Genomic DNA, 22940 nt, shown 5'->3' with positions numbered 1-22940 from the left:
ACGCTTTCACTCGCCGCTAGACCAGTAGCCGAGTGCGGGTGGCGACCAGGTCCATGGGTGGGCGCACCGCCCTGGCGGTAGCGCCGAAGATCGCGGTGATCTCGGCACCGGTGGCCGTACCCCGCTCCTCGCCCGTCCGAACCATCAGGCTCGGCTTCGTCAGGCGTCCGGGCGGTGTCGCAGCCTGAGCCCGACGACCGCCCGCCAGCCGAGCAACAGCACCGCGGTGACCGACGATGCCACTATGACGAAGCTGGTAGCCACACCCGCCGAACTGGCCTTGCGCAACACCATCCCGACGGTGACGGTGGATACCCACACGATCACTCCGGTTGGAGCCACGCTGGTAGGTCGGCGCCAGCCGCGCGCCACCAGCCAACCCAGGATGGTCCCGGTGAGAAACGGCCAAGCCGTGCTGGCAACGCCTCCGATGGTGACGCCTTCGGCATGACTGCGGCGACCGACGGCACAAAAAACCAGTACCCCGACGATGTCGGCGGCCAGCCAACCCAGCCAGGAGAGCCCGCGGCGTGGTTGCATGCAGCGAGACTACCGGGCCCAGGTAGGATTGAGTAATGAGCACCGAGACACCGCCCACCTTCGACCCGCACGACCCGCTCGGACTGGATGCTTCGCTATCCGACGACGAGATCGCGGTCCGCGACACCGTAAGAAAGTTCTGCGCCGAGCACATCACTGCCCATGTCGCCGAATGGTTCGAGAACGGGGACTTGCCCGCCGCGCGCGACCTGGCCAAGCAGCTAGGCGGACTGGGCCTGCTCGGAATGCATTTGCAGGGCTACGGCTGCGGCGGCGCGTCGGCCGTCCACTACGGCTTGGCGTGCCTGGAATTGGAAGCCGCCGATTCCGGGATCCGGTCGCTGGTTTCGGTGCAGGGATCGCTGGCAATGTTCGCGATCGCACACTTCGGCTCCGAGGAGCACAAGCAGCGGTGGTTGCCGCCCATGGCCGCCGGTGAGCTGATCGGCTGCTTCGGCCTGACCGAACCCGACGTCGGTTCCGACCCGGCCGCGATGAAAACCCGGGCGCGCCGCGATGGTTCGGATTGGGTGCTCAACGGCCGCAAGATGTGGATCACCAACGGCTCGATCGCCGACGTGGCGATCGTGTGGGCCGCCACCGAGGAGGGAATCCGCGGCTTCGTCGTGCCCACCGAAACGGCCGGCTTCGCCGCCAACACCATCCACCACAAACTGTCCCTGCGGGCATCGATCACCAGCGAGTTGGTCCTCGACGATGTGCGGTTGCCGGCCGAGGCGATGTTGCCCGGCGCGACCGGCGTCAGGGGACCGTTGACCTGCTTGTCGGAGGCTCGCTACGGAATCGTCTGGGGAGCGATGGGCGCGGCGCGTTCGGCCTGGCAATGCGCGTTGGACTACGCCAAAGAACGCACCCAATTCGGCCGTCCCATCGCCGGGTTTCAATTGACCCAGGCCAAGCTGGTCGACATGGCGGTCGAACTGCACAAGGGACAGCTCCTAGCGCTACAGCTCGGCCGCCTCAAAGACAGTGTCGGCCTGCGGCCCGAGCAGGTCAGCTTCGGCAAGCTCAACAACACCCGGGAGGCGATCAAGATCTGCCGGACCGCCCGAACCATACTGGGCGGCAACGGAATTTCGCTCGAATACCCGGTAATTCGGCACATGGTCAACCTGGAATCGGTATTGACCTACGAGGGCACACCCGAGATGCATCAGCTGGTGCTAGGGCAGGCTTTCACCGGTCTGGCCGCCTTCCGCTGAGCCGGTCCGCGATGACCTCCCGGCCCGAGTACACACCCGAGCATCACCAGTTCCGGCAATTGGTCCGCGATTTCGTCCACCGCATCGTCGTCCCGGCCCACGAACCCGGGGAACGCCGGGGGCAGTGGGATCGGGCACTGTTCACCGAAGCCGCAAGGCTGGGGCTGCTGGGATTCTCGGTTGCGGAACGGTTCGGCGGACCGGGAGTGAACGACTTCCGCTACAACGCGATCGTCATCGACGAACTGCAGCGAGCCGGCGCCGCATCCGAAGCCATCGCCTTCACCCTGCAAAACGATGTCGTGCTGCCCTATCTCACCGACCTGACCACACTCGAACAGCAACAACGCTGGCTACCCGGCGTGGTGACCGGTGACACCGTGCTCGGCATCGCGATGACCGAACCCGGCGCCGGCAGCGACCTGGCCGGCATCCACACGACAGCGGTACGAGACGGTTCGCACTACGTTGTCAACGGCGCCAAGACATTCATCTCCAACGGTCAAAGCGGCGACCTGTTCGTCATCGCGGTGCGCACCTCACCGGAACGCCACCAGGGGCTCTCGCTGCTGGTGGTGGACGCAACCACACCGGGCTTTCACCGCGGCCGCAGTCTGGAGAAGATCGGCCTGCACGCCCAGGACACCAGCGAACTCAGTTTCACCGATATGCGGGTTCCCGTGGAGAACCTGTTGCAGAACGAGGGCATGGGGTTCTACCAGCTCATACGACCTGCCGCAGGAGCGACTGGCCTTGGCAGTTGGCGCGGTCGCCGCCGCCGAAGGCATCTTGGCCGAGACTCTGGACTACGTGCGGCAGCGCAAAGCCTTCGGTTCGCCGATCGCCAGCTTTCAGCACAGCCAGTTCCTGCTGGCCGAACTAGCCACTGAGATCGACATCGCCCGAACCTATCTCGATGACTGCCTGGCCCAACACCTCGCCGGCGAGCTGACCGCCGCCCGCGCGGCACGGCTGAAATGGTGGACCACCGAACTTCAGGTGCGTACCGCAGACCGCTGCCTACAACTGCATGGCGGCTACGACTATATGCGGGAATACCGGGTGTCGCAAGCATTTGTCGATGCCCGCATCCAGACCATCTACGGCGGCACCAACGAAATCATGAAGACCATCATCGCCAAGGACTTGGGTATCTGAATTACCCCGAAATCGGTGCGGTCGGGTGGGTTGCGGTAGAACAAAGCACATGCCAATTCTGCGGCGAGTTGCTGGTGTGGTGTTCGGCGTCTGTCTATTGGCAGGGTGCGCAGCGCTGCACCCACCGCAACAATCCTCCGCACCGACCGGACCGGACGGCAAGGGCACCAAGGCAGATGCGGTGATGAAGGTCGTCCGCGACTTCATGGGGCCAGCTCACCTGCGGTCGGTGATCGTTCGAGTCAGCGTGGATGGCAAGGAGATCGTCACCGAGGCCGTGGGCGATTCGATGACCGGTGTACCGGCCAGCACCGACATGCACTTCCGCAATGGCGCGGTCGCCATTTCCTACGTGGCGACGCTGTTGCTCAAGCTGGTCGACGAACACAAACTGAGCCTCGACGACAAATTGTCGAAGTGGTTGCCCGATTTTCCGCACGCCGACCGGGTCACTTTGGGCCAACTCGCCCAGATGACGTCGGGGTATCCGGACTACGTCCTGGGTAACGATGAATTCGGCGACGCGCTTTATGCCGACCCGTTCCGGCAGTGGACGCCTCAGGAGCTCCTTGCACAGATATCCTCTCGGCCATTGCTCTACGAACCCGGCACGAACTGGAATTATGCGCACACCAACTACGTGCTGTTGGGGCTGGCGCTGGAGAAGGCCACCGGCCAAGACATGGCGACGCTGCTGAAACAGAAGGTGCTTGCGCCACTGGGGCTGACTGCCACCGCCAACTCCGAAACACCCAGCATCCCCGACCCGGCCCTGCACGCGTTCAGCGCGGAGCGTCGCGCGTTCTTGAAAATCTCGGCGGATACCCCGTTTTCCGAGGAGTCGACGTTCTGGAATCCGTCCTGGACCATCACTCACGGAGCCATCCAAACCACCACTATCTACGACATGGAGGCCACGGCGGTAGGCATCGGATCAGGCAAGCTGCTCTCGGCGGACTCCTACCAGAAGATGGTGTCCACTGCGCTGCGTGGCAAGACCCGCGCCCAGCCCGACTGCCCCACCTGTTTCGAGCAAAGCGAGGGTTACACCTACGGCCTGGGGATCGTCATCTCCGGCCACTGGTTGCTGCAGAACCCCTTGTTCTCCGGGTACGCGGCCACCGAGGCGTACCTGCCATCGCAACGAGTCGCGATCGCGGTCGCCCTCACCTACACCCCCGAGGCCTTCGACGACGAATGCAACTACCCCAACCAAGCGGATATCTTGTTTCGCAAGATCGCCGCGGCACTAGTCCCCGATGACGCCCCACCGATGCCGCCAGGGAGATAGCCAATGAAAGTTGTCGCACCTCGGATCAGATGCATTGCCACCGTCGCCACCTGCGTCCTGTCGCTAGCCACGTTGGCGGTGCCGGCCACAGCGGCGGCCGATCCGACCGTGACGCTGCCGCCGATGACTTCAACCGGCAGCGGACCGATCATCGGCGGCGGCAGTACATCGCTTGGGCAGCTCATCTCGCAGCAACTGATCAGCTTCGACAAACCTGACATCCAGGAGGTCGACGGCTCCGATGCCGCGCAATTCGTTGCGGCCGCGGCCGGGGTGGACGACCGTGAACTTGCCTCCGTTTTCCTGCTGCTGCAACGGGCGTTGGGATGCCAGCCGGACCCAGCAGGATCTGGTACCGGATTCGGGGCCCGCGCCTACCGTCGCAGCGACGGGCAGTGGGGTGGAGCGATGCTGGTCATCGCCAAGAGCACCGTCACCGACGTCGACGCCCTCAAGGCCTGCATCAAGTCCGGTTGGCGCCGGGCCACCGCGGGCGGACCGGATTCGATGTGCAACAGCGGTTGGACCTATCCCCCCTTCACCGGCCGCCGCGGCGGCGAAGGCTACTTCGTCTTGTTGGCCGGAACGGCCTCGGACTTCTGCAGCGTGCCCAACGCCAAATACCGAACGACGGCCAGCTCCTGGCCGATGTGACGCCGAACTGAGGGGATCGGCCACCGCCGGGCGGTCCGGTACCCCATACCCGTACTAGGAATTTGCGGCTACGACGCCCGCCCGCCACACTCATCGCGGCAGGTGGGCCCGAGGGCACACCCTCAGACCGGCGCTCGACAACCGGTGCCGAGGCCAGGAGAACCTGCCCGCACGATTCTTGAGACATTCGGCTATAAAAATTGACATTGTCGTATCAAATTAGACATTCTCGTTTCGAGATTTTCGATATGACTTCAATGTCAAATCATTTGACTAATAGTATGAATTCCCTATTCGTGATGTCAGCGAAACCATTCATTGAAATACTGCTGCCCAAGTCAGCGAAACACGGAGGGCACTGTCAAATGTTGAATGCATTATCGCCAGACGCGCAACAGGAATCGGGTGCCGCCTGCGCCATCCCCTCCAGCGGCGGAGCCCAACCCCAGTCCAGCACGGAGTCGGGCGGGCCCGCGAGTCACGACTACACCGACGCCATGACCCGTGACTTCTACGACCACGAGGACTCGACCTACCGCGGATTCTGGGATCCAGACGGCAGCCTGCATTGGGGTGTCTTCGAGGACGACGACACCGGGTTCATCGCCGGCTGCCAGCACTGGAACGAACAGATGCTGCGCGCCGCGCGCATCGGGCCGCAGTCGCGAGTGCTCGACCTTGGCTGCGGCAATGGGACCGTCTCCGCATGGCTGGCACGACAAACGGGTGCACAGGTCACGGGAATCGACCTGAGCGCCGTGCGGATCGCCAACGCGCAACGGCTGGCGGCGGACAATCCGCAGTTGCAGCTCGAATTCATGGCCAGCTCGGCGTCGGCGCTGCCATTCGCCGACGGCACGTTCACCCACGTCTTCAGCCAGGCCGTCCTCTACCACGTGCACGACCGCGAGCGAGCGCTTGCCGAGGTGGCGCGGGTACTGCAACCCCAGGGCCTGTTCGTGTTCGACGATCTGGTGACACCGCAGCGCCCGGTGAGCGCGCTCGCCCGCGAGGTGGTCTACGACCGGCTGCTATTCGAGCCAACGTTCTCGGCCGACGACTACCGCAAGGCCCTGGCCCGGCACGGCTTCGTCGTCTACGAGACCCGCGACCTGAGCCCACACCTGGCGCAAAGCTACAAACTGCTGGCGGATCTGGCCGAGCCATCGTGTCCACGGCTGGCCACGGCCTACCGACAGATCCCGGAAGTCATCCAGGACGCGGAGGTCGGCTGGAGCTTCTTCCTCGGCAAGAAAGTCGTCGACCGGCTGGAGTGGATCTACAACAGCGATCCTGACCTCAGCCTCGAACAGAAATATGACGCCTGGGCCGAAAGCTACGACTCCGACCTGCGCGATAACTATCAGGAGAATCCCCGTCGGGCGGCGGCGTTGTTGGCGGCGCACCTGCCCGAGCGCAGCGGACCCGTGCTCGATGCGGGTGCGGGCACCGGGTTGGTGGGCGAGGAACTGCACAAGCTCGGCTATGACAACCTGACCGCGCTGGATCGCTCACTCGGCATGCTTTCCCACGCGCGTGCCAAGAATGTCTACCGCGACGTGGTTCACGGCGCGCTGGGAGCAGCGCCGACCCTGTTTCCGGATCAACGTTTCGCGGCGATCGTCGCCGTTGGCGTCTTCACGTTCGCCCACGCCGGGCCGGAGGACCTCGCGGCGCTGGACCGGGTCCTCGAGCCCGGCGGCTGGCTGGTCATCGCGGTGCGCGCCGACTACCTCGATCAACATCGCACGCTAGAACAAACGCTCGCCAAACTCGGCTACCGGATCGAGGCACGCGACGAATACGAGATCTTTGACGCCGAGCCAATGGTCGCGCTCGGCTGCCGCAAGCCCATCAACGACGACGGCGCATCGCGATGAGCCGGATCAGACTGTTGCGCGCCAAGCTCCATCAGGTGCGGGTGACGCACCGCGAACGCGACTACGTCGGCAGTATCGCCGTCGACGTCGACCTGATGGAACAAGTCGGGATGCTGCCGTTGGAGGAAGTCGAAGTCGTCAACCTCGAAAACGGCAATCGGTGGTCGACCTACCTCATCCCGGCCGACCGTGGATCTTCGCGGATCTGCCCGAACGGGGGCGGGGCGCTGCTGTGCGAGCCGGGCGACCGGTTGATCATCTTCAGCTACGCAACCGTGCGCAGCGGCGCGCTGCGTCGCCGCCCGCACGTGGCTCGGGTATTGCTCAGCGACGCCGATAACCGCGTCGAGAGCTTGTTCGAACAAGTCCTCGAGCAGGACGACGACCGTCTTCGATACAGCGTGCGCGGCTGTTATGGGGACATCCCGGCCCAGCCCGATCTGCTACTGCGCGCCGAAACACAGCTGCTCGACGGGCCGCACTGATGCACAGCGACGTGGTCCTCGAGGTCTCCCCGCTCGGATCGGTTCGCTTGGACTTCGATGGGCGATCAACCGAACTGAGCCCGTGGTGGCTGCGAAGCCAATGCCCCTGCCGGAATTGCCGAACCGAAAGCGGACAGCGCACCACGGCAGCGACGGCGCAGGACACCCGGCTGGCCGAGCTGCGGCGTGGTCGAGGCCGCGTAGTCGAGGTCCTGTTCCGGGACGGACACCGCAGCACTTTTGCCGAAGAGGAGCTCATACGGTACGCGAACTGGCGCGAGCAACCACTGCCGTTCGGATTCGCCAGCAGATCCGCGCTTGGGCTCGAGCGGCGGCGCTGGGAACCCGACCCCGATGCGGCCACGATCGGTGACTGGCTCGGCGCCCTGGCGGACAACCGGGTGCTGGTGCTCGAGGGAGCCCCTACCCGGGTCGGAGTGGTAGGCCCGACGGCGGCCCAGATCGCGCCCGTCATGCCGACCATCTATGGCGACACCTGGCTGGTGCGGGTCGAAGACAGGCCGGTCAACATCGCCTATACCGCTTGCGCGCTGCCATTTCACCAAGACTTGTGCGCCTACGAGACGCCCCCCGGCCTGCAGCTGCTGCACTGCATCGCGTTCGACGCCGCGGTAACCGGCGGGCAGACGTGGTTCTGCGACGGACTGGCCGCCGCCGAGCGGGTGCGGGCCCAAGCACCCGACGACTTCGAGACGCTGTGTCAGGTATGGGCGACGTTTGCGACGGTGAATCGCCAACAGCACATGGTGGTCCGAAAGCCCCACCTGGTGGTCGACGATCGCGCCAATCTGGTCGGCATCAACTGGGCGCCCCCGTTCGAGGGGGCGTTCGCCGGCGACCCGGCCGACGAGGAGCGCTACCGCCGCGCCTACCAGACCTTCACCAGCGCCGTCGAGGACGGACCACGGCTGGCTCTGCGGCTGCAGCCGGGCGAGATCGTGGTGTTCCAGAACCGTCGCACGCTGCACGCACGCCAGGCATACACCCAGCCGACCGCATCGGCCCGACGCGTGCTGGAGGGCTGCTACCTGTCGGCGGACGACGTCGCAAACCGATCTCGGCTGCTGGCGCGGACCCGTCCGGCACCGGTGGGGACGGGGCCGACGACATGACCTACCTGGGTCTACGCATGGAACTACTGCGTCGGCTGCTCACCTGGCAGGGCTGGATGGACGCTCCGTCATCGCGGCGCACCAAGGCATGGGGGGCGGCGGTGCGCGCCCTGAGTCCGAACCAAACCGGGCCAGGCGCACTCGACCGGTTCGAGCAGGTACTTCCGCGGCTGCCACTTCCGTCGATCGAGGAGACGCTGCAGACGTTCATCGCCTCGGTGGACCCACTGCTGGACGCCACCGGACGGGCCGAAGTGCGCACCGCCGCGGACCAATTTCGCGGCAGTGACACCGCCGCATACCTGCAGGACCGCCTCGAGACACGGCGAGCCCGGCACGAAAACTGGCTGGCGGAGTACTGGGAACACTACGCCTACCTCATCGACCGCCGCTCGCTGCTCTACAGCACCGGCTACACGGTCGACTCCCCGACGATGGCTCGCCTCGGCGTCTCCCAGCTGCAGCAGGCCGCCATGACAACGGTGGCCTTGCTCGACATTCGCCGCCGCCTCGCTGCGGGGCAGGTCGCGCCCCAGCGAATTCAGGGCGTGGTGCCGCTGTGCATGAAACAGCTCCGCAACTGCTATTCGACCGTTCGACTGCCCGGCATCGACGTCGACACCATCGAGCGCTTCGACGACCAACGCGCCATCGTGGTGCTGGTCAACGGACACTTCTTCGAGGTCGAGGTGATCTTTGACGAGGGCCGACGCGACATCTCCTACCCGCAGCTGTTGGCGGCCCTAGAAGAAATCCAGCAAGTGGCCACCGCGCTGCCGCCCGGTCCACCGATTCCCGCTCTGACTCTGGAACAACGCGATGTCTGGTCCCGGGTGCGGGCGGGGCTGATCCGGGACGGCGGGGTCAACGCCGACAGTCTCGACCGCATCGAGCGGGCTCTGCTGGTCGTCATCCTCGATGACGCCGAGCCCGAGGGGCTGACCGAGCTGGGGCGCACGTCGCTGTGCGGTACCGGCGCCAACCGCTGGCTGGACAAGTCGATGAACCTTGTTGTGTTCGCCAATGGGCGAACCGGCGGCATCATGGAGCACAGCAGAGGCGACGGCGAAGCGATGATGCTGCTGTGGGAGGAACGGCTGCTCTACGAGCGCCGCTTTGCCTCCGCGTTCGACCAGAAGCCGACGCCACCGCCATCGCCCCCGCGCCGCCTGGTGTTCGAGGTGACCCCCACCCTGGACCGGGCCATCAGCGCTGCCGTCGCCAATGCCCGCACCCTGATCGACGACGTCGACGTCTACGCCGATGACCTCGGCGCCGCCGGGGCCGCGGCAATCAAGGCGGCGCGCTGCTCCCCCGATGCCTTCATACAGCTGGCGCTGCAGCTCGCTTATGGCCGCCTGCATCCCGACCGGGGACCGTGCCTTACCTATGAGACGGCCACCACGCGGCTGTTCGCGGCGGGACGAACGGAATGCTTGCGCTCGGCAACCGCCCAAAGTCGGGCCTTCGTGCTGGCGATGATGGACCCCACCTGCACCAGGGCCCGCCGCGCCCGCCTGCTCCGGGCCGCCGCCAGCGCCCACCGCGCCAATCGGTTGCGGGCGATGCGTGGACGAGGCTGCGATCGCCACCTCCTCGGACTTTTCATCGAAGCACTGCGCGAGGGCAAGGACGTTGCGCTGTTCGGCACGGACGCGTGGAGCCTGCCGTTCGAGCTCGCGACGTCACAATCACCCGTGCGCCAGACGGCCGCCTGGCGCCCGGAGAGCTCCTCGCGCGGGGTCGGGTTCCTGCCCATAACGCAAACGGGCTACGGCGTCTCATACGCCTTTGTCGGCGACGACGACGTGTACCTGTTCGTGAGTGCGTCCAACGGCTGCGACCAGACTTCCGCTCAGCGGTTCTGCGACGCCGTCGGGGCAGCCATGCGTGACATGCTGCGCGTTTTGAGCGGCCACGCCGAGCTGGCGACCACCCCGGCGCCCGCACCGGAATTACAGCTGCAGTGACCGACGCCCTCAGGCATCGCTGACCGCTCGCCGGACCACTGCGGCGTGGACGAGTGCCGCCAGCACACCGCAGGTCAACGTCACAACGGCGATCAGCATCGCGGCATCTTGAAATGAGCGAAGGTCGGCCATCCAGCCGGCAAGCGGGCCACCTGCCACCGTGCCGGCACTGAAGGCGAGGTTGTAGGCGGCCGCGGCCGTCCCGGGCCGCTGGGCTCCCCCCGCCGACTCCATGGCATCGGCAAGGGCGGGCATGATCGTCGCGATCATCGCCCCGAGGCCGGCCCCCAGCAAGACCAACGCGGCCGCTTGGGTGCCCACCGCCGACGGCACGCCCATGACGGCCAAGGCGATACCGAGGGTGACCCAGCCCGCCGCCAGGACCGGCGCCCGGCGCCCAGCGTCTGATAGTCGGCCGGCGTACTGCGAGGTGACGATGAAGGCCACCGTGGTCAGCGCGAACAGCAACCCAACGGTTACCCCCGAGGCGTCGAAGCGGGCGACCAGGTCGATCGGCAGTGTTGCCTCGACGGCGCCCAGCGCGAGCCCCACCGCCAGGCCCGCCACCAGCCACGGGACCGCCAGGCCCGGAAACGCCCGCTCACCGGACCACATGCCCGGCCCCGACGCCTGGCCGCCCGCCGCCTGCGGTAGCGACGCGGCGAGGGCGGCCACCGCCAGCGCGGACAACCCGGCCGCGCCTAGAAAGGGCGCGTGGGGTCCGCTGGCCTCATAAGCCAGGCCGCCCAACGCGGGTCCGAGAAGCGCGCCCAGCGCGGTACCGATGCTCGCCAGCCCCACCGCGCGACCGCGCTGCTCACGCGGGAATATCTCGACCAGGGTCGCGTAGCCCGCCACCCAGGTTGCCGCCGCCGCACCACCCTGCAGTACGCGGCAGGTCACGAGTCCGACGGGGCTGCTGGCGTAACCGAACGCGAGCGTCGCCAGCATCAGGATGATGGCCCCGGACAGGAACACCGACCTGCTTCCGCGACGATCGATCAGCCATCCGGCCACGGGGGTCAGGACGAAATACGCCAACCCGTAGCACGCGAAGACCACACCCACACCCAAGAACTCGAGCCCGGCGGGTTTGGCCAACCTCGGCAGTACCGGCACGACGATGCCGTACACCAGCATGTCGATGAAGAACGTGAAGCCGACGGCGGCTAGGACCACCCGCCGCGAGGAGTCGGTCATCGTCGCGGTGACCGGCTCTATCCGCCCGATCGGGTGGCACCACCCGGAACTTCGCGACTGCCGCCCCCGGCCTTCCGGCCCGGAAAGTGTCGGGCACCCGACCCGTGGTCGAGGCGAAGCCGCTCTCGAGCCGACCCGCTCGCTGTAGCGGTGACGCTTCTTTGATAACCGAGCAAGAAGCGTCACCACCATAAGAGAATATTGTCGTGGAACGTCGGCATGGAAGTGGGGTTATCACCGAAAAGGATGCCCGAATGATGGGGCAACGACCCGATCCGGAAATCCATTTCGTAAGCACTCCGTAAATTGCGTGTGACGCCATACCGCCGTCAGCCCAAATATCGGCACCACTCACCGGCCGGCAGCCGTCCGAGCATCTCCCCGAGCATCGATGAGCTGTCCTGGCCAGCAAGCCGCCGCAGCTTATTGGATAGTCCCAGCTCGGTGGGGCGATGCCGGATTCCGGACATACCGCATACCCGTATGTCTGTGCGGCCAAAGGTCTCGGGAAGGCACGGGCGCGACTATCGCGCCCAGCATCGGCGGACGCCGCGGCCAAACGATCGACGTGGCCACGGCGGAGTCGTACGGTGTACATGCGCCGCAGTGATCACCACGGCTGACGGAGAACTGAAGGAGGACCATGACGCCCCCATCCAGCGAATCCTCGGCCGCAGGCAGGCGCCATCACGTCGTCATCATCGGAAGCGGATTCGGCGGACTGAGCGCGGCCAGAGCGCTCAAGCGGGCCGACGTCGACATCACCCTCATCTCGAAGACGACCACTCATCTGTTCCAGCCGCTGCTGTATCAAGTGGCCACCGGGATCTTGTCCGAAGGTGACATCGCCCCGACCACGCGGCTGATCCTGCGCAGGCAAAAAAACGTGCGGGTCTTGCTGGGTGAGGTCATAGGCATCGACCTGAACGCGCAGACGGTCACCTCGAAGTTGATGGACATGACGACCGTGTCGCCCTATGACAGCCTCATCGTGGCGGCCGGCGCGCAGCAGTCCTACTTCGGCAATGACGATTTCGCCATCTTCGCCCCCGGCATGAAAACCATCGATGACGCGCTGGAGCTGCGCGGCCGCATCCTCGGCGCGTTCGAAGCCGCCGAAGTCGCCACCGATCACGACGAGCGCGAGCGGCGCCTGACCTTCGTCGTGGTCGGGGCCGGGCCCACCGGTGTCGAACTCGCCGGAGAGATCGTGCAACTCGCCGAGCGCACCCTGGCCGGGGCATTTCGGACCATTACCCCCAGCGAATGCCGGGTCATCCTGCTGGATGCCGCGCCAGCGGTGTTGCCGCCCATGGGCCCGAAGTTGGGCCTTAAGGCGCAGAAAAAGCTGGAAAAGATGGACGTCGAAATTCAGCTCAACGCGATGGTGACCGCCGTCGACTACAAAGGCATCACCGTCAAGGACAAGGACGGAACCGAGCGCCGCATCGACTGTGCGTGCAAGGTGTGGGCGGCGGGGGTGCAGGCCAGTCCGCTGGGCAAGATGATCGCCGAGCAGTCCGATGGAACCGAGACGGACCGCGCCGGACGCGTGATCGTGGAACCCGACCTCACCGTCAAGGGGCACCCGCACGTCTTCGTGATCGGCGACTTGATGTCGGTACCCGGCGTACCCGGGATGGCCCAGGGCGCGATCCAGGGAGCGCACTACGCCACCAAGACCATCAAGCAAGCGGTGAAAGGTCACGACGACCCGGCCAACCGCAAGCCATTCCAGTATTTCAACAAGGGCAGCATGGCACTTATCTCCCACTACAGTGCCGTCGCCAAAGTCGGCAAGGTGGAGTTCGCCGGCTTCATCGCCTGGCTGGCATGGCTGTTCCTGCATCTGCTGTACCTGGTGGGCCACCGCAATCGCGTCGCCGCCGCGTTCTCTTGGGGGCTAGCCTTTTTGGGCCGCACTCGCGGTCAGATGGCGATCACCAGCCAGATGGTCTACGCCAGATTGGCGATGCGCTATCTTCAGGCGCGGGCCGAAGAAGACGCGCTGTCGGCGGCCGAACACGCCGAACAGGCCGAGCAACGGGCGACCGGTTGATGCGGCGAAATTCGCCCTAGCACAACGGCTTTAGCGGATGCATCCGCGTTGCCGCTAGCCGAGTGCCTGATCAATATCGGCGATCAGATCCTCGGCGCCCTCCAGCCCGACCGAAATGCGCACCACTGCGTCACCGAGCCCGATCGCGGCGCGACCCTCCGGGCCCATCGCCCGGTGCGTCGTGGTTGCCGGGTGGGTGATCAACGATTTGGTGTCGCCGAGGTTATTGGAGATGTCAATCAATCTCAGCTTGTCGAGCACTTCGAAAGCGCGCCGCTTGGCCGCACTTTCCGGGGCGTCGAGTGCAAACGTCACCACGGTTCCGCCGCCAGACATCTGACGCTTGGCCAGGTCATACTGCGGATGTGAGGGCAGATACGGATAACGCACCCATCGCACCGCGGGGTGGCCCTGCAGAAACTCGGCGATGCGCAGCGCCGAGGAATTACTATGCTGAACCCGAATCGCAAGCTTCTCAAGACCTTTGAGTAGAGTCCAGGCGTTGAAAGCGCTGAGCGCCGGACCGGTGTGGCGCATCAGCTTCTGCACCGGCCCATCGATGTAGTCCTGGTCGCCAAGAATGGCACCGCCCAGCACCCTGCCCTGACCGTCGATGTGCTTGGTACCCGAGTACACCACCACATCGACCCCGAGCGGAATTCCCTGCTGCAGCAGCGGAGTAGCAAAAACGTTGTTCAGCACAACTTTTGCGCCCGCGGCATGCGCCAGCTCGGTCACCGCGGCGATGTCGACCAGCGATTGCATCGGGTTGGACGGCGTTTCGAAGAACACCGCCTCGGTGGGCACCGATAGCGCTTGCTCCCACTGCTCGAGGTCGTCACCGTCAACGAACACCGTTTCCACGCCCCAGCGCGGCAGGATCTCGTTGCACACCACAAAGCACGACCCGAACAGACTGCGAGACGCCACCAGCCGGTCGCCCGCACCCAGCAGCGCACCCAGAGCGGTGAATACCGCTGCCATACCGCTGGCCGTGGCGAACACGGCCGGAGCTGCTTCGATCAGCCGAAGGCGTTCTTCGAACATGGCCACGGTCGGATTGCCGTAGCGCGAGTACAAAAAGTGGTCGAGTTCGCCGGCGAACGACTGCTCGGCCATCGCGGCCGACTCGTATACGTAGCCCGAGGTCAGATACAGCGTTTCGGCGGTCTCGTCGAATCCAGACCGCAACATGCCCCCGCGCACGCCGATGGTGGCCTGGCTGACGCCATCGGGCAACTTCCGGGGATTCTTGGGCCGCTCGGCCTCTGGCACCGACCGATCGTCGGTCACGGGCGCAGTCCTGCGACACAAGCCGTCGTCGGCATCGCCAGCACCGGCAGCGCCTCCACGTACTTGTCGATCCAGGTCATCGCGGCTTCATCCCTGCCGCCAGGGCAAGCCGACCGCCCGCCAGCCCACCACACCTCGATGCCCCTGGGCGTCCAGGTGTCCTTCGAACCCGTCCAGCACGTTGTAGGCCGGCGTGATCCCCGCCGCGGTCGCGGCTTCTGCGGCGCAGATCGAGCGGGCGCCGGAGCGACACAGGAAAACGACGGGCCGCTCCCCCTCCGCGGTGGAACCCGCTGGCGCGACGGCATCCTGCAGTTCGGTGAGGAAGTCCGCGTTGGGCCTACCGTCGAGAGTGCTCCATTGGATGTAGATCGCGTCCCGGCCAAGGCTCGACAGGTCCGGTACGCCGACGAAATGCCACTCGGCGGTGGTGCGCACGTCGACCAGCACCGCCGCAGCGTTGTCGCGCAGCATCGTCCAGGCCTCGAGCGGCGTGATATCTCCCGCGTAACTCACCCGCGTGAGTCTCGCACATTCAGCCGGTCCACGACCTCGCGGGCGCAATCGCGAGCGACAGCGACATCGGGTGCGGTGGCCAGTGCCACGCCGAGGCCGGAGGAACCGGCACGCGGACGCCCGAACACCCGGACATCGCTTTCGGGCACGGCGAGTGCCGCGGCCAGCGCATCGGCGCCCGGCACCGGACCAACGGTCGCCGCACCGATCAACCGAGCAGCACCGGGTGACACCATCAACGTGTCCGCCGCAAAGCCCAAGATCGCCCTTGCTTGCAACTCGGAGACAGAAAGGCGTTGGCTACGCAGGGTAACCCGCGCGGTATCCCTCGGGAATGGTTGGACGTCGGCAAAGTAGACCTCGTCGCCGTTGACCATCAACTCGACACCGAAAACCCCACATCCCCCAGCGCCTTGACGATGCGGGCGGCGATCGACTTCGCCGCATCGAGTGCGGCCACACTCACCTTCTGCGGCTGCCAGGATTCCTGGTCACCACCGTCGCCACCGTGGCCGATGGGTGCGCAGAAGTCGATGCGCGGACCTTGCGGCCCCTGGCTGCACACCGCGATCAAAGTGACCAAAAACTCGACCTCAACCTGGGTCTCGGCCCACACCCGGGGTGGGGCTCCCGCAGGCCCGCCCGCGACAGCCCGCGCCCAGGCGGCCTCCACTTCGTCGGGCCCACGGACCAAAGACCGCCGCGGACCGTCGGCGCCGGCTACCGGCTTGACGAGCAGCGGGTAGCCCACGTGTGCGGCGACCGCCTCGAGCTCGCCAAGGGATCCGACGAACCAGAACGGCGCGGTGGGCAGGCCGAGCTGGTCGGCGGCCAGCTTGCGCAAGGCCTCGCGATCGCCAGCAAGCCGGACACACCGGGCGCTGGGCACCAGCCCGATCGACCCGCCTTCGGAGGGCGCGCGGTCAGCCAGGGCGTCGAGGGCAGCGACGCTCACCGCGTCGGTAAGCGGCACCACAAGATCCGGCCGTAGCCGCGTGAAGACCACCTTCAGCTCGTCGGCATCGGTCATCGCCACCACCAGCGCCTAATCGGCGACGCGGTGCGCGGGCGCATCGGCGTCTGTGTCAACGGCGATCACCTCGGCTCCAAGGCCCTGCAGCGCGATCGTCAGCTCGCGGCCCTGCTCGCCACCTCCCAAGAGCACGACCCGAGGCCTGACGTGGACGTCGGCTTCGGCTCGCCGCGGTGTCCCAACGGGCGGAACCGCGATGGTGGTCGTCTTGTCGCCTTCGGGAGCGTTGGCGCCTTCGGTCGCCGGGCGTTGATGCTTGCCGATGGCTTCGTCGTGTCCTTCGGTCAAGCCGTCAGTCACCAGCTCACCCTCTCGCTCGGAATTTCATCCCTGCCGCTCAAGGATAGGGGCGCCAGATGGAGCAGCGAACGGCGCTAGGACTCCTCTACCAGAGGGCTCTATAGGAGAACGACGCTTCCGTGCTCATTTCTTGACAAATTGTGTAACTCTGCAAACAGCTCGCTGTGTAACTTGGCCATAAGGAGGTGGGGGCGAGTGAGCGACGAGCGATGGTCCGAGGTACCCGAAATCTGACGGCCGCAGGCGCGGACTGAACCGGTCAGCGCGGCCCCATCCGATTTCAGCGGCAACGGGGGCCTTCGCGGTCCCACCCAATCCGTCGAGGAGAAGTCGATGTTCCTGACGACGCAGCCTGAGACGCTGGCACCAGCCAACGTCGCTCGGGTCGTCACCGACGCGGCTTCCCACGCCCAAGACGCCGTCGCCGGCGTCGCCGCGGCCAGCCGGGGAGGTAGGCCGCAATGACCATGGGGATGGACTTCGGGGCGCTGCCCCCGGAGATCAATTCCGCCCGGATGTATGCCGGTCCGGGCTCGGCCCCGCTGGTGCAGGCGGCCCGGGCCTGGGGGCGGCTGGCAAACGAACTGAACGCCACGGCCGCCTCCTATTCTTCGGTGATCGCCGGGCTTGGCGCCGCTGACTGGCAAGGCCCCTCGGCACTGTCGATGGCGGCCGCCGCGGCCCCCTATGTGGCGTGGATGCGGTCCACCGCCGCACAGGCCGAGCAGGCCGCGGCCCAAGCCATCAGCGCCGCCAACGCCTACGAGTCCGCGCACGCGGCGATCGTTCCTCCTGGCCAGATCGCGGCCAATCGCAGCACCATGCTGTCGTTGGTGCGGAGCAACATTTTCGGGCAGAACACCCCGGCGATCGCAACCAGCGAAGCCGACTACAGCGAAATGTGGGCCCAGGACATCGTCGCGATGGACGGCTACGCCGGCACCTCGGCGGCCGCGACGGACTTGGCACCCTTCACCTCGCCAGCTGCGACAACCACCGGGACCGAAGCGCTCAGCGCGGCCACGGTGCCGGCGGCCGCCGCCGCTGCCGCACCGGCGGAAACCAGCATTTTGCCCCTCCTCCAGTCGTTCCTGCCCGCCCCGTTCAACGCCATACCAAACCCATTCGAGGACCTCGACCTGCTGGTCCTCGCAGCCGTGGTGGTCTCCCTGGGCGCCTTGGGCGTCTCCGCGATTCAGCTCGGCGAGGTGTACCGCCACGACATCGTCGACGAAGACGAGAACGCTCCGCTCTGCGGCGGGGAGTACGACGAGCTACCGGCCGCGGGCCTGAGGAACCCGGACCGAGACGCCATCACCACACCGGGCGGGCAACGGCTGGCGAGCCCGCCGTCGCCGCCGGTGGCTGCACTTTCGGGCTACTCGGCCAACATCGGCGGACTCTCGGTGCCACCGGCCTGGAATCTTCCTCCGGCGGTGCGCCAGGTGGCGGCGATGTTCCCCGGCGCAACCCCGATGTATCTGACCGGCGGGTCCGATGGCCAATACACCGGTATCGCGGCGGCGGGGATAGCCGGGGCCAGCCTGGCCGGTTTTGCCGCCCGGGGCAGCGGTTCGGCACCCGCGCCAACCACGGGAGCGCCATCAGCGGGCGGCGGTGGGGCCGCGGCGGCCGCCAGACCGGCCGCGAACACCCCATCGGTTCCGGCCGCCGCCGCCGCGGCAAACATTCCGGGGTTGCCCTCTGGTCTACCGCCGGGGGTCGTCGCCAACCTGGCGGCCACCCTGGCGGCAATTCCCGGAGCGACCATCATCGTGGTTCCGCCCGATCCGAACGCCGCCCAATAACCCCACCGCGACGGCTGGCGACCGGCCCGAACTGCTGCACGCCCGTCACCAACTTCGGTTGCGGGCTTGCAGATAGTTGTCAATTACGGTTGCCTACTCTAGCGAGCGTCGCTAATATACATAGCCGGGTGCGCATGTGTGCATGCGTAATACGTACCTATAAAATAGATTCGCTATGCATTTATGTGCCGGAGGCATGGTTGCCTGACATTGATTCATGTCGTCGGGGCCAGCCGAGTGCACCGTCAAGCGTGCGAACGACCGCGTCCAGTGGACCGCAGCGTCCAGATGCGAAGGAGTACCGGAGTACCAATGCCCCGAAAGAGCGCAACGTTTCGCAAAGTACCCAGGGCTCCGGCGTTGTTGATTAGCAGGCTTGTGAGCTGGGGAATTGTGGATTGAGGAGGTCTAGGCGGCGGTTGGCGGTCAAAGCGGTGATCCGGCAGGCTTCGGCGATGTTGTCGGCGCCGTTGAGGCGGTGCAGATTGATCGCGGTGTTGCGTAGCGTTGCTAGGACCTGTGCGCCGTTTCCGGTATGTGCCCTTTGACGGTCTTCGTCGAAGGTGACGTCGCGTATCCAGTGCAGGCTGTTCTCGATTCCCCAGTGTTGACGCATCCAGGTCATGATCGCGGTAGGGCGGGCGTGCTCGAACGGCAGGCTGCAGATGGCATAGACCACCTCCACGCTGCGCTGGTTGGTGGCGGTGATCAAGCGTTCACGAGTGATCCGGATGATTTGTTTTGCGTAGGGGAAGCCGATTCCTCGTGCAGCGGTGATGATTTGCAGGGTGCGGGTCTCGACACGGCCGTGGCCGCGGGAGTCGTCGGTAGCGGCTGCGGGCACCTCGGCCCAGGGCAGCGCGGTGATACGCGCAAGTATTTTGGCTTGGTTGGACTTGACGATCATCAGGTAGTGCGACTTCAAGGTGGCGCAGATCAACTTCGCGGTGACGACCTGGGTATGCATCGCATCCACGGTGACCAGCCACCGCAAGCTACCCGGCAGCAGCGTGAGCAGGGCACGTACGCAGGGAATTTCATTGCTTTTCTCGGCGACAGCGAGTTGACCGAGCACCAATCGGGCACGGTGGGCGAACACCGACACGAGATGCGTGGCTGTCGCTTTGGCGCGTAAAGGCACCACGCAGCATCTTGCCGTCCAACGCGATCGGCACCAATCCACTGGGGTCGCTGCTGGCCACGTGTGCAGTGAAGTAACTGCCCATCCTGGCGTTGAGGTCGGCGGGGTCTAGCCGAGACAAAACAGCGCGGAAGGTCTTCTCACTGGGCCGCCGGAACCGGACCCCTAATTAGGCCAACACATCATCGGGAGCGGTGGCCGCCCATGTGGCAAAACCAGCATAGCCGCGCATCCCCGCGGCAGTGGCCAGAACCGCGATCGCCAACAAAGCCATCAGCGAATACCTCCGACCGCGTGGGTCCCTCGGGTCTGGCACCGAGGCCAACACATCGAGAAACTCCGATCCGATGAGCTCGCTGCGCTCACCAGGACTCCAGCGGTCGAACACCTCTGGAACCGACGACACAGGCAATACTGAAACGGTAGGCACGGGCAACTCCAGACCAACGACGAACAGTAACCAACTCGATCGTTCTCCAGATAGCCCGTGCCTACACTCCGGCCCCAATAGCGCGGCACCAAAGATCATCAACCCAGCTCACAAGCCTGCTAATCAACAACGCCGGAGCCCTGCGCGATTGCGGTAGCCGCTCGGGTGCCATCGTTGGGCGGCTCGAGCAACTGCAGGGCATTGTGCAAGGGGAGAACCAACGCAACGGCGTCGAAGTAGCCCAGCGATCGATCATTGGCTGTCAGGAGTTGCCACGAGTCGGTCGCGCGCTTGATCCCAGTGACCGCAACACCGGTATATACCCGATGCTCCTTGGCCACCGCCTCGAACAGCGATTGCGCACCGTAGGTGAAACTGCGGAATCCCAACCCGCCCTTGCGCAGCCTCCTCAGCATCACCGAGTAAATGCTGCCGCGCGGAATGCAGAGCATGTAGTGCAGCAGGTATAGCGCGGAGACGTCTCGGTACGGGCCGTACCCCATGTCGACGGTGGACGGTTCCCACATCGTTGTCAGCGGGGTAAGCCGGTGCCGCACAGCCCATTCGGAGAATGGCAGCGCTAGTTCGGTGCGCAACCAGCCCAGTTCGGGACAGTGGTTGAAAGAGAATCCAGGTGTGTCGAAAAACTTTCGATGCCGTTTGACATAGCGCAGCGCGCGAATTACCGCGCTGAGATATTCCCGCGACGGGTGCATCGACCGCGTCATCTGTTCAGGGCTCCGGCGTTGTTGATTAGCAGGCTTGTGAGCTGGGGAATTGTGGATTGAGGAGGTCTAGGCGGCGGTTGGCGGTCAAAGCGGTGATCCGGCAGGCTTCGGCGATGTTGTCGGCGCCGTTGAGGCGGTGCAGATTGATCGCGGTGTTGCGTAGCGTTGCTAGGACCTGTGCGCCGTTTCCGGTATGTGCCCTTTGACGGTCTTCGTCGAAGGTGACGTCGCGTATCCAGTGCAGGCTGTTCTCGATTCCCCAGTGTTGACGCATCCAGGTCATGATCGCGGTAGGGCGGGCGTGCTCGAACGGCAGGCTGCAGATGGCATAGACCACCTCCACGCTGCGCTGGTCGGTGGCGGTGATCAAGCGTTCACGAGTGATCCGGATGATTTGTTTTGCGTAGGGGAAGCCGATTCCTCGTACAGCGGTGATGATTTGCAGGGTGCGGGTCTCGACACGGCCGTGGCCGCGGGAGTCGTCGGTAGCGGCTGCGGGCACCTCGGCCCAGGGCAGCGCGGTGATACGCGCAAGTATTTTGGCTTGGTTGGACTTGACGATCATCAGGTAGTGCGACTTCAAGGTGGCGCAGATCAACTTCGCGGTGACGACCTGGGTATGCATCGCATCCACGGTGACCAGCCACCGCAAGCTACCCGGCAGCAGCGTGAGCAGGGCACGTACGCAGGGAATTTCATTGCTTTTCTCGGCGACAGCGAGTTGACCGAGCACCAATCGGGCACGGTGGGCGAACACCGACACGAGATGCGTGGCTGTCGCTTTGGCGCGTAAAGGCACCACGCAGCATCTTGCCGTCCAACGCGATCGGCACCAATCCACTGGGGTCGCTGCTGGCCACGTGTGCAGTGAAGTAACTGCCCATCCTGGCGTTGAGGTCGGCGGGGTCTAGCCGAGACAAAACAGCGCGGAAGGTCTTCTCACTGGGCCGCCGGAACCGGACCCCTAATTAGGCCAACACATCATCGGGAGCGGTGGCCGCCCATGTAGCAAAACCAGCATAGCCGCGCATCCCCGCGGCAGTGGCCAGAACCGCGATCGCCAACAAAGCCATCAGCGAATACCTCCGACCGCGTGGGTCCCTCGGGTCTGGCACCGAGGCCAACACATCGAGAAACTCCGATCCGATGAGCTCGCTGCGCTCACCAGGACTCCAGCGGTCGAACACCTCTGGAACCGACGACACAGGCAATACTGAAACGGTAGGCACGGGCAACTCCAGACCAACGACGAACAGTAACCAACTCGATCGTTCTCCAGATAGCCCGTGCCTACACTCCGGCCCCAATAGCGCGGCACCAAAGATCATCAACCCAGCTCACAAGCCTGCTAATCAACAACGCCGGAGCCCTGGTCATCTGTTCCAACCCCATCCAGTCGGCCGATTTGAGGTCGACAGCCAGCGCCGCCTCGCTGCGCGGGAAGGTGGGCACGCGGTAGCGGTCCGCGAGCGGCCAACACATTGGGGTACTGCGGTGTGATGACGACGGCACCCAGGTCGTAGTCGCGACCATCGACTTCGACCGAGCAAGCCTTGCCCCCCCACCTGTTGCGCGCCTTCGAACACGGTGACGTCGTCGTAGCCGCGATCTCGCAACCGCACCGCGGCACTCAGTCCGGCGGCTCCGGCGCCGACTATCGCGATCCGCTTGGTCATGATGCATCCGCCGCGGTACCGGTGGGCCCCGCCAACGTCGGCCGACCGGGGGGCGCAACGGCATTGACGATTTCCTCTCCAAGGATCTGACGCTCAGCCCGGATCGGTTGATCCGCGACGACGGGGCCGAGCCGATCTCGGCACCAGCTACATTTAGCATCGCTAAAAACTCGTGTACAACTCGCATTTAAAATGCGGAGAACTTGCCGTCGGCAATTGCGAGAACATCGACGTTGTTGCTCATTTTCTTTCGGTGATCCGCCGCCGGAGCCAAACCTGATGTCGCCAATACTCGCCGCCCGCTCGTAGCACCGCCCGCCGAATTTGGCCCGAATTGTTCAACCATCCGCTCGGGACAGCTCGCGGGAGACACCACCACCAGAGGGTGTCCGCGGATCGCCAGAGCCCGGACCGGACTCCGG

At 65.3% G+C, this 22940-nt stretch carries 18 protein-coding genes and 4 pseudogenes; 11 read left to right on the top strand and 11 right to left on the bottom strand.

The annotated features are described in order from the left end of the window. Positions 1 to 16: 16 nt before the first annotated feature. Together CKW46_RS05810 and CKW46_RS05805 are read right to left on the bottom strand one after the other, a co-directional pair. Entirely contained in the window at positions 17 to 145 is a 129-nt protein-coding gene (locus CKW46_RS05810; RefSeq protein WP_015354388.1) for a hypothetical protein, read from the bottom strand. 14 nt (positions 146 to 159) lie between these two features. Then, positions 160 to 540: a DUF3054 domain-containing protein gene (locus tag CKW46_RS05805; RefSeq protein ID WP_011740726.1), complete on the bottom strand. Its 381-nt coding sequence runs from the start codon at positions 538 to 540 to the stop codon at positions 160 to 162. 35 nt (positions 541 to 575) lie between these two features. Between CKW46_RS05805 and CKW46_RS05800 the strand changes: the two genes are divergently transcribed. From CKW46_RS05800 to CKW46_RS05765, 8 genes and pseudogenes are all read left to right on the top strand, one after another. Next, on the top strand, positions 576 to 1763 hold the full coding sequence (locus CKW46_RS05800) for an acyl-CoA dehydrogenase family protein (RefSeq protein WP_011740727.1): 1188 nt from the start codon (positions 576 to 578) through the stop codon (positions 1761 to 1763). 11 nt (positions 1764 to 1774) lie between these two features. Next, a pseudogene (locus CKW46_RS05795) lies at positions 1775 to 2921 on the top strand (acyl-CoA dehydrogenase family protein). A gap of 49 nt (positions 2922 to 2970) precedes the next feature. Then, positions 2971 to 4212, top strand: a complete 1242-nt coding sequence (locus CKW46_RS05790) for a serine hydrolase domain-containing protein (RefSeq protein ID WP_482052956.1) — start codon at positions 2971 to 2973, stop codon at positions 4210 to 4212. Between the two features lie 3 nt (positions 4213 to 4215). Next, complete coding sequence (locus tag CKW46_RS05785; RefSeq protein WP_012392649.1) at positions 4216 to 4866, top strand: hypothetical protein; 651 nt, start codon at positions 4216 to 4218, stop codon at positions 4864 to 4866. Positions 4867 to 5072: 206 nt separating this feature from the next. Then, a complete protein-coding gene (locus tag CKW46_RS05780; protein WP_499018913.1) occupies positions 5073 to 6746 on the top strand; it encodes a methyltransferase domain-containing protein in 1674 nt (557 codons plus the stop codon). After that, a complete protein-coding gene (locus tag CKW46_RS05775) occupies positions 6743 to 7231 on the top strand; it encodes an aspartate 1-decarboxylase (RefSeq protein ID WP_012392647.1) in 489 nt (162 codons plus the stop codon). Before CKW46_RS05780 ends, CKW46_RS05775 begins: the two co-directional genes overlap by 4 nt. After that, positions 7231 to 8364, top strand: a complete 1134-nt coding sequence (locus CKW46_RS05770; protein ID WP_012392646.1) for a TauD/TfdA family dioxygenase — start codon at positions 7231 to 7233, stop codon at positions 8362 to 8364. The genes CKW46_RS05775 and CKW46_RS05770 overlap by 1 nt, the downstream gene beginning before the upstream one ends. Next, a complete protein-coding gene (locus CKW46_RS05765) occupies positions 8361 to 10334 on the top strand; it encodes a choline/carnitine O-acyltransferase (protein ID WP_482052955.1) in 1974 nt (657 codons plus the stop codon). Before CKW46_RS05770 ends, CKW46_RS05765 begins: the two co-directional genes overlap by 4 nt. Positions 10335 to 10343: 9 nt before the next feature. On the opposite strand, the gene CKW46_RS05760 is transcribed toward CKW46_RS05765, so the two are convergent. Next, entirely contained in the window at positions 10344 to 11534 is a 1191-nt protein-coding gene (locus CKW46_RS05760) for an MFS transporter (protein WP_482052954.1), read from the bottom strand. Positions 11535 to 12177: 643 nt separating this feature from the next. On the opposite strand from CKW46_RS05760, the gene CKW46_RS05755 reads away from it, so the two are divergent. Continuing rightward, on the top strand, positions 12178 to 13593 hold the full coding sequence (locus CKW46_RS05755) for an NAD(P)/FAD-dependent oxidoreductase (protein WP_020727992.1): 1416 nt from the start codon (positions 12178 to 12180) through the stop codon (positions 13591 to 13593). 54 nt (positions 13594 to 13647) lie between these two features. Here the strand turns inward: CKW46_RS05755 and CKW46_RS05750 are convergent, their stop codons facing one another. The 3 genes and pseudogenes from CKW46_RS05750 to purT form a co-directional block, all read right to left on the bottom strand. Continuing rightward, complete coding sequence (locus tag CKW46_RS05750; protein WP_482053371.1) at positions 13648 to 14868, bottom strand: O-succinylhomoserine sulfhydrylase; 1221 nt, start codon at positions 14866 to 14868, stop codon at positions 13648 to 13650. A gap of 105 nt (positions 14869 to 14973) precedes the next feature. Continuing rightward, a complete protein-coding gene (locus CKW46_RS05745; RefSeq protein WP_482052953.1) occupies positions 14974 to 15402 on the bottom strand; it encodes a rhodanese-like domain-containing protein in 429 nt (142 codons plus the stop codon). Then, positions 15399 to 16735, bottom strand: a pseudogene (gene purT, locus CKW46_RS05740) (formate-dependent phosphoribosylglycinamide formyltransferase). Before purT ends, CKW46_RS05745 begins: the two are co-directional and overlap by 4 nt. 333 nt (positions 16736 to 17068) lie before the next feature. Here purT and CKW46_RS05735 point away from each other — a divergent pair. Together CKW46_RS05735 and CKW46_RS05730 are read left to right on the top strand one after the other, a co-directional pair. Beyond that, on the top strand, positions 17069 to 17200 hold the full coding sequence (locus CKW46_RS05735) for a hypothetical protein (RefSeq protein WP_015354378.1): 132 nt from the start codon (positions 17069 to 17071) through the stop codon (positions 17198 to 17200). After that, a complete protein-coding gene (locus CKW46_RS05730; protein WP_482052952.1) occupies positions 17197 to 18543 on the top strand; it encodes a PPE family protein in 1347 nt (448 codons plus the stop codon). The genes CKW46_RS05735 and CKW46_RS05730 overlap by 4 nt, the downstream gene beginning before the upstream one ends. A gap of 367 nt (positions 18544 to 18910) precedes the next feature. On the opposite strand, the pseudogene CKW46_RS05725 reads toward CKW46_RS05730, so the two are convergent. The 5 genes and pseudogenes from CKW46_RS05725 to CKW46_RS05705 form a co-directional block, all read right to left on the bottom strand. Then, a pseudogene (locus CKW46_RS05725) lies at positions 18911 to 20114 on the bottom strand (ISAs1-like element IS2404/ISMul1 family transposase). A 119-nt stretch (positions 20115 to 20233) separates the two neighbouring features. Beyond that, positions 20234 to 20842 carry a hypothetical protein gene (locus CKW46_RS05720; RefSeq protein ID WP_051045761.1) on the bottom strand — a complete coding sequence of 203 codons (609 nt, stop codon included), beginning with the start codon at positions 20840 to 20842 and terminating at the stop codon, positions 20234 to 20236. A gap of 25 nt (positions 20843 to 20867) precedes the next feature. Continuing rightward, a pseudogene (locus CKW46_RS05715) lies at positions 20868 to 22071 on the bottom strand (ISAs1-like element IS2404/ISMul1 family transposase). Positions 22072 to 22215: 144 nt separating this feature from the next. Beyond that, positions 22216 to 22518: an FAD-dependent oxidoreductase gene (locus CKW46_RS05710; protein WP_142925500.1), complete on the bottom strand. Its 303-nt coding sequence runs from the start codon at positions 22516 to 22518 to the stop codon at positions 22216 to 22218. 187 nt (positions 22519 to 22705) lie between these two features. Continuing rightward, positions 22706 to 22864: a hypothetical protein gene (locus CKW46_RS05705; protein ID WP_240274321.1), complete on the bottom strand. Its 159-nt coding sequence runs from the start codon at positions 22862 to 22864 to the stop codon at positions 22706 to 22708. Positions 22865 to 22940 lie beyond the last annotated feature (76 nt).

The organism is Mycobacterium liflandii (assembly GCF_022354805.1).
In the GTDB taxonomy this organism is placed as follows: domain Bacteria; phylum Actinomycetota; class Actinomycetes; order Mycobacteriales; family Mycobacteriaceae; genus Mycobacterium; species Mycobacterium marinum.
The sequence above is the reverse complement of the archived record's forward strand: the minus strand, read 5'-3'. Positions and strand labels throughout refer to the sequence as shown.